At 68.9% G+C, this 10,986-nt stretch carries 10 protein-coding genes and 5 pseudogenes; 8 read left to right on the plus strand and 7 right to left on the minus strand.

Annotated elements, in window-relative coordinates; translation table 11 throughout:
- The coding region (locus tag ACGF2V_RS07500; protein WP_392911131.1) for an Ig-like domain-containing protein at positions 1–1,396 on the plus strand (1,396 nt) is incomplete at its 5' end.
- 40 nt (positions 1,397–1,436) lie between these two features.
- Here the strand turns inward: ACGF2V_RS07500 and ACGF2V_RS07505 are convergent.
- On the minus strand, positions 1,437–1,559 hold the full coding sequence (locus ACGF2V_RS07505; RefSeq protein ID WP_392911349.1) for a hypothetical protein: 123 nt from the start codon (positions 1,557–1,559) through the stop codon (positions 1,437–1,439).
- Positions 1,560–1,720: 161 nt separating this feature from the next.
- On the opposite strand from ACGF2V_RS07505, the gene ACGF2V_RS07510 reads away from it, so the two are divergent.
- Positions 1,721–2,386, plus strand: coding sequence for a maleylpyruvate isomerase family mycothiol-dependent enzyme (locus ACGF2V_RS07510; protein ID WP_362629616.1), 666 nt, complete (start codon positions 1,721–1,723; stop codon positions 2,384–2,386).
- Positions 2,387–2,445: 59 nt separating this feature from the next.
- Here ACGF2V_RS07510 and ACGF2V_RS07515 read toward each other — a convergent pair.
- A pseudogene (locus ACGF2V_RS07515) lies at positions 2,446–2,670 on the minus strand (ATP-binding protein); the annotation flags it as partial.
- A 1,208-nt stretch (positions 2,671–3,878) separates the two neighbouring features.
- Complete coding sequence (locus ACGF2V_RS07520; protein WP_362629613.1) at positions 3,879–4,643, minus strand: TnsA-like heteromeric transposase endonuclease subunit; 765 nt, start codon at positions 4,641–4,643, stop codon at positions 3,879–3,881.
- Positions 4,644–4,900: 257 nt separating this feature from the next.
- Here ACGF2V_RS07520 and ACGF2V_RS07525 point away from each other — a divergent pair.
- A pseudogene (locus ACGF2V_RS07525) lies at positions 4,901–5,083 on the plus strand (hypothetical protein); the annotation flags it as partial.
- Positions 5,084–5,159: 76 nt separating this feature from the next.
- Here the strand turns inward: ACGF2V_RS07525 and ACGF2V_RS07530 are convergent.
- From ACGF2V_RS07530 to ACGF2V_RS07540, 3 genes are all read right to left on the minus strand, one after another.
- A complete protein-coding gene (locus ACGF2V_RS07530; protein ID WP_362630922.1) occupies positions 5,160–5,579 on the minus strand; it encodes a hypothetical protein in 420 nt (139 codons plus the stop codon).
- The gene (locus ACGF2V_RS07535) at positions 5,576–6,406 is read right to left on the minus strand and encodes an IS5 family transposase (RefSeq protein WP_362630925.1); all 831 of its coding nucleotides are present in this window, start codon (positions 6,404–6,406) and stop codon (positions 5,576–5,578) included. Before ACGF2V_RS07535 ends, ACGF2V_RS07530 begins: the two co-directional genes overlap by 4 nt.
- Positions 6,407–6,562: 156 nt before the next feature.
- Positions 6,563–6,994, minus strand: a complete 432-nt coding sequence (locus ACGF2V_RS07540; RefSeq protein WP_362625265.1) for a GNAT family N-acetyltransferase — start codon at positions 6,992–6,994, stop codon at positions 6,563–6,565.
- A 536-nt stretch (positions 6,995–7,530) separates the two neighbouring features.
- Here ACGF2V_RS07540 and ACGF2V_RS07545 point away from each other — a divergent pair.
- Positions 7,531–7,773 carry a hypothetical protein gene (locus ACGF2V_RS07545; RefSeq protein ID WP_362625267.1) on the plus strand — a complete coding sequence of 81 codons (243 nt, stop codon included), beginning with the start codon at positions 7,531–7,533 and terminating at the stop codon, positions 7,771–7,773.
- A gap of 113 nt (positions 7,774–7,886) precedes the next feature.
- A complete protein-coding gene (locus ACGF2V_RS07550) occupies positions 7,887–8,429 on the plus strand; it encodes a hypothetical protein (protein WP_362625269.1) in 543 nt (180 codons plus the stop codon).
- A 6-nt stretch (positions 8,430–8,435) separates the two neighbouring features.
- Here ACGF2V_RS07550 and ACGF2V_RS07555 read toward each other — a convergent pair.
- Positions 8,436–8,699 (minus strand): annotated as a pseudogene (locus tag ACGF2V_RS07555) (recombinase family protein); the annotation flags it as partial.
- Between the two features lie 315 nt (positions 8,700–9,014).
- On the opposite strand from ACGF2V_RS07555, the pseudogene ACGF2V_RS07560 reads away from it, so the two are divergent.
- The 3 genes and pseudogenes from ACGF2V_RS07560 to ACGF2V_RS07570 form a co-directional block, all read left to right on the plus strand.
- Positions 9,015–9,140 (plus strand): annotated as a pseudogene (locus ACGF2V_RS07560) (transposase family protein); the annotation flags it as partial.
- Between the two features lie 290 nt (positions 9,141–9,430).
- Positions 9,431–10,351: a transposase gene (locus ACGF2V_RS07565; protein WP_362625359.1), complete on the plus strand. Its 921-nt coding sequence runs from the start codon at positions 9,431–9,433 to the stop codon at positions 10,349–10,351.
- Between the two features lie 320 nt (positions 10,352–10,671).
- Positions 10,672–10,882, plus strand: a pseudogene (locus ACGF2V_RS07570) (helicase); the annotation flags it as partial.
- Positions 10,883–10,986: the final 104 nt, after the last annotated feature.

Genomic DNA, 10,986 nt, shown 5'->3' on the forward strand with positions numbered 1-10,986 from the left:
CGTCGCGCCGGGCGCGGGAACCCCCACCGGCACCGTCACCTTCACCTTCGGCGACGGCACCGCCACCGCCCCGGCACCCCTGGTCAACGGGGTCGCCACTACGCAGCACACCTACAGCGCGGCCGGGCCGTACACCGTCACCGCCGCCTACGGCAACGACAGCAACTTCCGTTCCTCCAGCGGCACCGACACGCAGACCGTCAACCAGGCCACGACCACCACCACCGTCGCCACCACGCCGGACCCGTCGGTGGTGGGCCAACCGGTCGCCTTCACCGCGACTGTCGCCCCCGTCGCGCCGGGCGCGGGAACCCCCACCGGCACCGTCACCTTCACCTTCGGCGACGGCACCGCCACCGCCCCGGCACCCCTGGTCAACGGGGTCGCCACCCTCACCCATACATACGCGACGCGCTCCGGCAGCCCCTTCACCGTCACCGCCGCCTACAACGGCTCCCCCGACCACGCCCCCTCCGCCGGCACCGACACCCAGACCCTCAATCGGGCCACGACGACGACGGCGCTCACCTCGTCCCCGAACCCGTGCGTGGCGGGCCAACCCGTCACCCTCATCGCGACCGTGGCCCCGGCGGCACCCGCCACGGGAACCCCCACGGGCACCGTCACCTTCACGTGGGGCGACGGGACCGCCAGTACTTCGGCGCCGCTCGTCAACGGGGTCGCCACGCTCACCCATACGTATGCGACGCGCTCCGGCAGCCCCTTCACCGTCACCGCCGCCTACGGCGGCGACACCAGCTACACGACCTCCAGCGGAACCGGCACACAAACGGTCAACCAGGCCACGACCGCCACGACGGTGACCTCCACACCGGACCCGTCGGGGATCGGGCAGCAGGTGACCGCCACCGCCGCGGTGGCCGCCGCGGCCCCGGCGTCCGGCACGCCGCCCGGCACCGTGACGTTCAGCTTCGGGAACGGCACCGCACCCGTCACCGCCGCGCTGGCGAACGGGGTGGCAACGGCCACGACCACGTACAGCGGCACGACAGGCAGCCCGTTCTCGATCACGGCCGCCTACGGCGGCGAGACGGGCTACGCACCCTCCACCGGCACCGACACCCAGACCGTCAGCGGCGCGGCGACCACCACCTCGGTGACCACGTCCCCCAATCCCTCACGGCCGGGAAACAAAATCACCACCACTGCCACGGTGGCCGTGGTCCCCCCGGCCACCGGCACCCCCACCGGATACGTCACGCTCACCCTCGCCGACCGCGAGACCCAGGTCCTGCCCCTGAAAGGGGGCATCGCCACCACTACCTTCACCTCCGTCGACCCTGGCACCTACCCGGTCACCGCGACCTACTCCGGTACCGGCACCTTCGCACCCTCCACGGGAACGACCACTCAGATCGTCAACCAGCCGTCCTGAGGGGTTGTCAATTTAACGACGATCTTGGTTGTTGAGTTGGTCAGTGGTCGGTGGGGGGCAGGCGGCCCTCGAAGGCGACCTGGAAAGCGTTCAAGGGCGCCTTCCAGCGCATGGTCCACCGCTTGCGGCCCTTGCCGGTCGGGTCCAGGCTCATCAGCGCCATGTCTGCGAGGTCCCGGTTCGGGCGCCTCGAGGAATGGTCACCCTGTGGGCGATGACTTTGCTCTAGTGGGAGAGTCTCTTCTTCGAACACCCTGCCGGACGACCACGTGTTCCGGTCCAGGTGCAATGCAGAGCACGACTCGTGACAGGAGACTCGCCCGTATGACTGGTTCGGAACTGGCAGCAGATCGCAGTCCGGGGACCGGGGTCTGGCCACTGATCGGTACTGAGCGAGCGGCACTGGTAGCCGATCTTGCAGATTTGTCTGACGATCAGTGGGCGACCCCGTCGCTGTGCACCGGGTTGATGGTGCGTGAGGTGCTGGCGCATCTCACTGCGGGGGCGAGCCTCAATGCTGTGCGCTGGCTGCTGGGCGTGATCCGCTGCCGATTCGACTTCGACAAACAGGTAGCAATGCGGCTAGCCGAACAGCTCGGTGCAACCCCGGCCGAGACACTTGAGCGGTTCCGGCGTGTTGTCCCCAGCAGAACCAAGCCTCCCCTCCCTGCCGTGGCCATGCTTGGCGAGACGATCGTGCATGCGGAGGACATCCGGCGTCCGCTGGGCATTCGTCGCGACTACCCAACTGAGGCGGTCACATGGGTGGCTGAGTACTACCAGGGGTCGGATCAGGTGGTCCTTGCCAAGGGACGCATCGGCGACCTACGACTCGTCGCGAACGACGGCCCGTTCAAGACCGGAGCCGGGGCACTCGTGTCCGGCAGTACCTTGGCCCTGACGATGACCATGACCGGACGCGCGGCGTATCTCGACGACCTGGAAGGCGACGGCGTTGAGCGCCTCCGCGAGCGCTGTGGAATGGCGTAACGGTGAAGGCGGCCCACCGCCCGTGAAGGCAGCGGGCCGCCGAGGTGGACCTGCGGGTGTCAGCCGGCCTGGGCGGGTTCTTCGGTCCGGGCTCGGGTGGAAGCCAGGCGGTAGGAGTCGGTGCCGGTTTCGATGATGGTGCCGTTGAAGGTGAGACGGTCGACGATGGCCGCGCAGAGGCGGGGGTCGGTGAACGTCTTGGTCCAGCCGCCGAAGGACTCGTTGGAAGCGATGGCGACGCTGTTCTTCTCCTCGCGTTCGGTCAGGACCTGGAAGAGGAGTTCGCGCCGTGGCGGTCGAGCCGGCATCCGCGGGCGCTCCGCCATGACCCACGTCCAGCTCGCCGACGCCCTCGACCCCGCCAAGGGCACATGAGGGACGCTTGAGCGCCGCGCGGGGTCGCCGCTCTCTGTCCTGACTTCGCAGCCGTACTGCCGGTTGAGTCCTTACAGCCCGTGCACGTGCGGTAGGCGGACCTTCTCGCCGCGCAGGTCATCGGGCGCGACGGCCGGCGTCGCGTCCGGAGCCTGATCTGGAAGACCCTGTGTGTCCGGCCTGCGCGGACCGTACTTCTACGTCGATGGAGTCCTCGGCGAGCCGGACGCTCGATCCGGCCTATCCGGCGTTTGCTGTGTTTTCGCAAATTTCCTTTACTCGGGCCGGAGTTCGCGTGTTCGCTGCTGGGTGGGGGTGGCGTCCGGGTGGCGCGGGATGGCTTAAATCTGCTGGATGAGCGATGGCGAACTGGTATGCGTCACCAGCCATTCACTCTCGGTAACTTTCTTTGGGTTGCCACTGCACACATCAGGATCCGAAGACGTCGTTGTGGGTGGAGGCACGCAACAGCGCGCTCCGGGACCCGTCCGCGGGCCCCCGCCTTAGGGAAGGAACCATCACCGGTGAACAGTCAACTCGCTGCGGACTGCTCACTTTGGCCGTAGCGTTCGGGTGTTCGGCCGTGACGCCGCCGTACTCCTGCGTCGGATCGCGGCCGCCGGAGTAAGGGCTGGCGTGTCGGAGCTCACCGACCGCGGCGCGGAAAGGGACGTGTGGTGACCAAGAGCAGCTTCGCGTGAGCAGGGTCCAGAGCCGCGAGCTCCGCCACCTTCGCGTGCCAGCGCTCGGTGAGCGTCGTCGTCGCCGGGTCGTCTCGGTTCACCCGGGCCCGGGTGGAACGGGTCACCGGAGCGGAACCCAGTCGCCACTTCCAGCAGGTGGGCCATCCGCAGCTCGGTCAGCTCCAGCCGGCCCGCTTTCAGGTCCTCGGACGCCTTGCGCTGGCGGCCCCGGTCGGCCCCCGCCGCCGACGTCCGCGACGACGGCCGACACTGCGGATGGTTAGCGAGGAACCTGAAGGTCATCCGCTCGCGGGTGCCGTCGGCGTTCACCAACTGCACCCGGCCCAGGTGCGGTTCGCGCCGCTCGACCGCCCACTCCGTCCCGTCCAGCACCAGCCCGGCACCGGGGGAAAGGTCCAGCACCGCCGCCGCGGTCACCGGCCCGCCTCCCCGGCGGGCAGCACGAGCGAGCGGTCCTGCAGCGGGCCGGCCAGGTCGACTCCCAACTGCCGGGACCACAGCAGGTGCAGCAGATGGGCCCGGGCGACCGGCTCGAAGCCCGTGACCGCCGCGAGCTCGCCGAATCTTCGCCCCCCTTCGGCCTCGGCGAGCAGCACCGGCTGAAGCCCCAGCGGATCGGACCTCAGCCGGCGCCGCGACGCCATCGCGTCCAGCCCTGCGAAGGCGTGCTCGCTCCAGCGGGCGGCCACCGCGTAGCGCCAACCGCAGGCGACGGCGACCTCGGCGGCCGCGGCGAACGACTCCCAGTCCGCCTCCTTGATCAGAGGCTCGGGGCGTACATCGATCAGCCAGACGCCGCGGCGGGTCACCGCGAGGTAGTCAGGGGTGTGGGCACGGCGCTTTCCGCAGGTGGCGAAGGAGATCTTCAGTGGCTGCGAGACGACGTCGACCACGTCGCCGGCAAAGTCAAGGGCAAGCAGCACCCGGCTCTCCTCCAGGATCTCCGCGCCATGGTGACGGCCGGTACTGGTCAGAAACTGCAGGCCAGGACGGTGCCGTTGGTCCCGGCGCCAGGTGAAGTGCCGCATCGGGTCGCTCGTGAACACCGGCTCCTGTACGAGATCGTGCACCGAGCAGGACGCATCGTCCCCACCGGCCCGCCACGAGACCGTCCACCGTCTCGTCCAGCCGTCGCCCAGCTCCAGGCCGGACCTGCCCGCATCGACGTCCGTCGGCACGAAAAGGTCCTCCTATCTGCACTGATGCGACCAGACGGACCCGGCGTCAGCGGGTTCGACCGACCTGCCTGATCCGGCATGTGTGTAGCGGCCATGAGCTCATCGAAGCGCCGCGGAGAACCTCTGGCTCCCGATCTTCGTTTCTGGTGACAGAAAGACTGCTGAATGAGCGTCTGTGACAAGACGGACGCCTCGTCTGCGGCGGTCGGGGCGATATTAAATCGCTGGGACTGGCCGTCCACTGGCAGGCTGCCCGCATGGATCACGCAGAAGTACTGCTTATCGGAGGACGAGCTGGTGTCGGCAAGACGACAGTGGGGTGGGAAGTCTCGGCGCTGCTGCGCTCCGCGGCAGTCGCTCACGCGATCATCGATGGTGACTTCATGGGGCAGGTGCATCCTGCACCAGAGGGAGACCCGCACCGTGCGCAGATCACTGAGAGGGCGGTATGAGACTTGATGCCCGATTCTTCGTTTCGTGCGGGACGAGTGGGCAGGTCGCGGCGACGTCGGTCGACTATGGCCGAGGCTGGGTGAACAAGCCTGGCTCGGTCTCGGCCAGGATCCCGCGGTCGGCCAGCCGCTTGAGTTTCAGGCGGACGTTGTTGATGTTGTTGGGCGCGACCGCCAGGTCCATCGCCTCGCACACCTGCCGGGCCCGCAGCGGATGGTCGGCTGCGGTGAACACCGCCATGATCTGCTGGTAGGCCGGATGATCCGGCAGCTTCGGTGCCGGCGGCGCGGGCGGTTGCGGGTCGGGCAGCCCCAGCAGTGTCTTGCGGGTGATCCGGACTTCCTCGGCGGCCCGGCCGAGTTCGTCGAGCTGTGCGGTCAACTGCGCGATCTGTTCCCGCGTCTCCTCGGCCTGCGCGGTGATCTCCCGTTCCCGCTCCTCCAGCCGCGCCAGCACCGCGCCAAGGGTCAGCTCCCCGGTCATGCGGTGCGCCAAGCCGGCACGGTCGCCCCGGTCAGCCGACGCAGTATCACCGCGGTCATCGCCCAGTACACCCGCGACTCCGAACTGCGGGGCAGATGCTCGTAGTCGCGCACCAGCCTGCGGTGCAACATCAAGATCCCATAGGCGCGCTCCACGACCCACCGCTTGGCCTGGGGAACGAACCCGGTCTGCGCGGGGTTGCGCTCCACGACCTCCACCTCGATGCCTACCTTGTCCCCGTGCGTGACGACGGCGTTCTTGAAGCCCTGGTCGACCAGGGCCTTCTCCACGGCGTCGGTGTCGGCGGCGACCTTGTCCAGCAGCGCGATCCCGACGGCGTTCTCGTGCGCCGACGCGGCCACCACGACCACTGCGATCACCAGCCCCAGAACATCAACGGCCAGGCCGCGCTTGCGGCCCGGTACTTTTTTTGCCGGATCGTGCCCCGTCGACTCAGCGGGCACTCCGGCCGCCGCGTGCACGCTCTGGGTGTCGAGCACCACCAGGCTCGGGTCCGCCTTCCGACGCGCCATTTCCCGCACCTGCCAGCGCAGCAGGTCGTGAATGGTCTGGTCGATGCCGTCGTCGCGCCAGGTGTAGAAGTAGTACTTCACCGCGCCGGGCGGCGGGAAGTCGTGCGGGAGCAGCTCCCACTGGCAACCGGTCCGGCCCTGGTAGAGCAGCGCGTTGACGATCTCCCGCATCGCGTACCGGCCCTGATGGCCACTGACCGAGGGATGCGCGGCCTTCCACGCGGCGATCACCGGCTCGACCAGCATCCACTGCTCGTCGCTCACGTCGGTCTTGTAGGGCTTGCGCTCGCTCACGGTGCCCAGCCCAACATGCCCATGGCCGCCGACCGGCCGGGACGCCGCACCGCCACACGTTCAGGTGACGACAAAACTCCTATGTACTCTCATTCCGCCCTCTAAGACGTCATCTCATTTAGCGAGTCCGCTACCGCAGGCTGTCCGCTCCCTTCACTACTCGGCGCTCAGAATCATGAAGTTCTCCGGGTTCGGTACGGGGGTGAATCCGGCCTTCGCGTAGACCTCGTGCGCGTCGAGGGTCGACAGGAGAACGCGCTGGAGTTGATAGGGAGCAAGGTGGTCGCGAACCGCTGTCGCAAGCCACGTCCCGAGTCCCTTGCCGCGGTGGGCGGGGGCAACGTAAACGTCGCAAAGCCAAGCGAAGGTGGCACGGTCGGTGACCACGCGAGCGTAGGCAGCCTGGTCGCCGCCGGCGTCGTAGATGGCGAAGTTCAGCGAGCCGCGCATCGACTCTTCGACAGTCTTCCGGGTGCGCCCCAGGGCCCAGAACGCGTCCGTTGAGAGCCAACGGTGCACCAGTTCCACGTCGAGGCGATCCGGGTCTGTCGAGAGCTCGTACCCGTTGTTTCCACCGTTGGCGGCCATGGAGCGGCAGCGTATCCGTGATACTTGGTTTTTCCAAGTAATTGTCACGCGGGATCGGCGATGAACCCCAAACCCAGGATGCGGGGACGACCTGACCGGCGGCGGTCCCTTCCGCCGACAACCTGCTAGTCCCTTGCCCACGGGCGGGCGCCAACAGGCGCCCGCCCGTCCGCATTCCTGTCAGGGGAAGCAGCCGGGCGGGCTCCGTGGACCACACGCTACCGGCCGCCACAGACCGCCATCCGCACCTGACCGCCTCCCTCCCAAGACCCCCACGAAACGTCACCCGATCGAGGGGTGGGGCCACTCCAAACCGTTCCTCTCCAGCACCGCCGTGGCCCGTCACCCACACGGCCCAAAAGTGGGGCCAGGCGAAACCGTTCCAGTGGGGCCAAAACACACCGTCGAAAACAGACGGCGCCCTGGAGGTCCTGGCGGGCGGCGCGCACGAGCGCCCGCTAGCGGCCCTGCTCGCCGCGTACGGGAAGCACACGCTCCACAGCGTCCTGCTCGCCGCGTTCGGCATCGAGGCCACCATGACCCGCGATGAGACCGGCCAGCGCGTGGCGGAGCTCAACGGCGACCCCATGGCGCGCATCGTCTTTCTCCTGACCGACTCCCTGCACCACGAAGCCGTCCTCGCCGGCGACGACCTCGTCACCGCCAAACGAATCGGCAAGTCCATCCTGCTCGCGATCCACGCCTTCACCGACGCGGACAACCCGGACGCCCTGACCCTGCTGCGGGCCCTGCGCAGCCAGGTACTCCAAGCCGGCTGAATCGCCCCCGCACGCCCTGGTCCCGCCCGCCGAAGCGAAGGGCGATGGAGTCGTGGGCAAGCAGCACGGGGACCAGGAGTACGGCGCCGAACCAGCGCGGCCACCGACGCCAGTTGTTGATCTTGAGACCCGGATGGCGTGTCGCCCGCGAGGGTGCTGACGCGGTTCGCGTACTCGCGGCGTGCCTTGCGCTGGGCCGGGACCGCCGGGAAGCCCTGGCCGCCGTCGAGGGGCTGGCAGAGGTCGAGGAGTCGGCGGTGGATCGCGGGGACGGCGGTGACGTGCAGGGTGTAGCCCTGGCCACGCCGTGCGGTCACACCCTGGTCGAGCGCGGTCCGCTCGACGGGCTCCAGCTCGGCCGCGCGGAGGAAGTCCGCGACCTTGCCCGGTATGTCGAGAGTGACAGGCAGCTCCGGGACCGGGGCGCCCTGGTCGTCGGCGGTGTGCTCGGGGAAAAAAAGGAGGTCGGCGACGGCGGTGCGGATGGCGCCGCGGCTGACGCCGTGGTCGCGGGCGAGGGCGGCGATGGAGCGGCCTTCCAGGTACGCGGTGCGTACGGCGTCGGTCTTGTCGGCCGGGACGGCGGGGCGGCGCCCGCCCTTGTTACCCTTCGCCTCGGCGGCCCGCAGCCCGTCGTACGTCAGCTCCCGCTGTAGGTCGCGCTGGAGTTCGCCGGCGGCGGCGAGGGTCTGCACCATGAACTTCACGCTGGACAGCAGTTCGCCGGTGCGCGGGTGGCGGGCGGTGAGGTGCATCGCGGAGAACGCGCCGTCGTGGACGCGCAGGGCGAGGCGGTCGCGGTGGAGGACATCGAGCACGTCGAGAATGTGCCCGGTGCCGCGCACCAGGCGGAACATCTCTGAGATGCGCACGGTGTCGCCCGGCCGCGCGTACGTCAGCAGCTCGCCGAACTTCGGGCGCTCCAGTGGGTGGAGGCGGCTGGAGGTGCCGGCCTGCTCCTCGAAGACGACCGGGTCCTCGGTCCCGGTGGCTTTGTTCGCGAGTTTCGGTTCTGGCTCACTTTCCGTGGACCACCACGCTGAGTGACGTTTGTCGGGCGGGCAGGGCCTCGGGAAGCTGCCTGAAAATGATCCGTCCCCAGTGCGGTGTGGCTGACAGTTCGGCCCGTGGAAGAAGTGGTGCTCCGGCTGGAGGAGTTGCTGTTTCCGTCAATCGCAGACGTGGCTGTGCTGTCGGTCGACGTGAACGATGAGGCGGTACGCATTGAGGCCCGAAGCACGGTGGCCGGGTCCGCTTGCCCTGGCTGCGGGAGCTGGTCTCGGCGCGTTCACAGCTCCTACCTGCGGTTTCCCGCTGATGTGCCCAGTGGGGGCAGACGGGTCGTCCTCTGCTTACGCGTCCGCCGGTTCCTCTGCCCGGTCATCTCTTGCGGGCGCCGGACCTTCGCTGAGCAGATGTCGGGGCTCACTCGTCGATATGGCCGGCGGACCGAGCGCCTGCGGTCGACGCTGGCTGCGGTCGACCTCGCGCTCGCCGGTCGGGCCGGGGCCCGCATGGCGAGAGTCTTCGGCTTGTCCGTCAGCCGCAGCACGGTGCTGAGGCTGGTCGAAGCCTTGCCCGACCCGGAAGTTCCCGCCCGCGCGTCGTCGGCGTCGATGAGTACGCGACCCGCAAAGGCCGCCACTACGGGACCGTCCTGGTCGACGTCGAAAGCCGGCGTCCGGTGGACCTGCTGCCCGACCGGGAAGCCTCTAGCCTGGCCGCTTGGCTCGCGAAGCGGCCAGGGGCCGAAGTGGTCTGCCGCGATCGGGCACCGTTCTTCGCCGAAGGCGCCACCGCCGGGGCGCCCCAGGCGGTGCAGGTTGCGGACAGGTGGCACCTCTGGCACAACCTGAGCGAGGCCGCCGAGCGTTGCGTCGCAGACCACCGTGGGTGCCTGCGGGTGCTGGCGGCAGATCCAGCTCAGCCTGCCCCCGAGCCGGAGAAGTTCGCAGACCCGTCTGGCTCGCCGTGGCCTACCGGCCATCGATTCGCCGACCGCACCCGCGCCAAGCACGCGACCGTCCACGAACTGCTGGCGGGCGGGCTCAGTCGTAGGGCGATCGGCCGCCAGCTCCGCATGACCTCGCGCACCGTCAAGCTCTTCGCCGACGCAGCCGCCCCAGAGGACCTTTTCCGCGGGCAATGGCAGGGTCGGCCGTCCAAGCTGGATGCGTTCAAGCCCTACCTGGATGACCGCTGGAACCAGGGCTGCACCAACGCCTGGACCGTGTGGGAGGGGATCGTGCCACTTGGCTATCAGGGCAGCTACCAGCGCGTTCGCGCCTACTTCCGGGAGAAGAGGACCTCTCCCAACCCGATCACAGCTCGGCCGCCGTCACCGCGCGTCGTCGCTGACTGGATTCTCCGACGCCCCGAAACCCTCCCAGAGATCGACCACCTTCGACTCAAGGCCGTCCTGGTCCACTGCCCCGAACTCGACGCCCTCACCACTCACGTCCGGGCCTTCGCCCAGATGCTCACCGAGCGCCAAGGCGAACGGCTGCCGCAGTGGCTCGACGCCGTCCGACGACGACCTCCCCAGCCTCCACACTCTCGCCGCGGGCATCGACCGTGACCGCAACGCCGTCATCGCCGGGCTCACCCTGCCCTGGAACTCCGGCGTCGTCGAAGGACACGTCAACCGGATCAAGATGCTCAAGAGGCAGATGTTCGGCCGTGCAGGGTTCCCGCTCCTTCGAAAGCGCGTTCTTCTCGCGTGACCCTGCGTGACTGGCTCACGGAACTTGTGCCAGACCCCAAAACACACCGTCGAAAACACGCGATCGTCCCGGGCTGGTGCCCCGCCTGGGACACCACCCCAGAACCCTGGAGAACACGGATGTACCTGATCCCCCTGCTGCTGAGCCGACGTGCAGGAGGGCCTGAGTTCCCACTCATCGCCGGGCCGGCCGGCTGTGCGTGCTCGCCTCTCGTCACCGGCAGGCGTGCATCGTCGTCGCCCGCGAGGGCATCGCCGATCTTCTGGACAGCCACCCCTCGACCGACCCGGTGCACCTGTCCGTGCGCGCCAAGTTCCCCGACGGCTGGGAAGCCAACCACGCCGTGCTGACGCACCTGGGCGCGGAGGCGGGCCTGGCGGCCGTAGGGGCCGCCCGGCCCATCGCGCCGCAGCGGGAACCGGAACCGCCGAGCCCGCCGAGCCGTCGAACCCGGAACCCTCCGAACGCCGAACCCGCTGAGCCCGCCGAA

Origin of the sequence: Streptomyces sp. NPDC047982 (assembly GCF_043204165.1) — a bacterium.
Classification (GTDB): Bacteria; Actinomycetota; Actinomycetes; order Streptomycetales; family Streptomycetaceae; genus Streptomyces.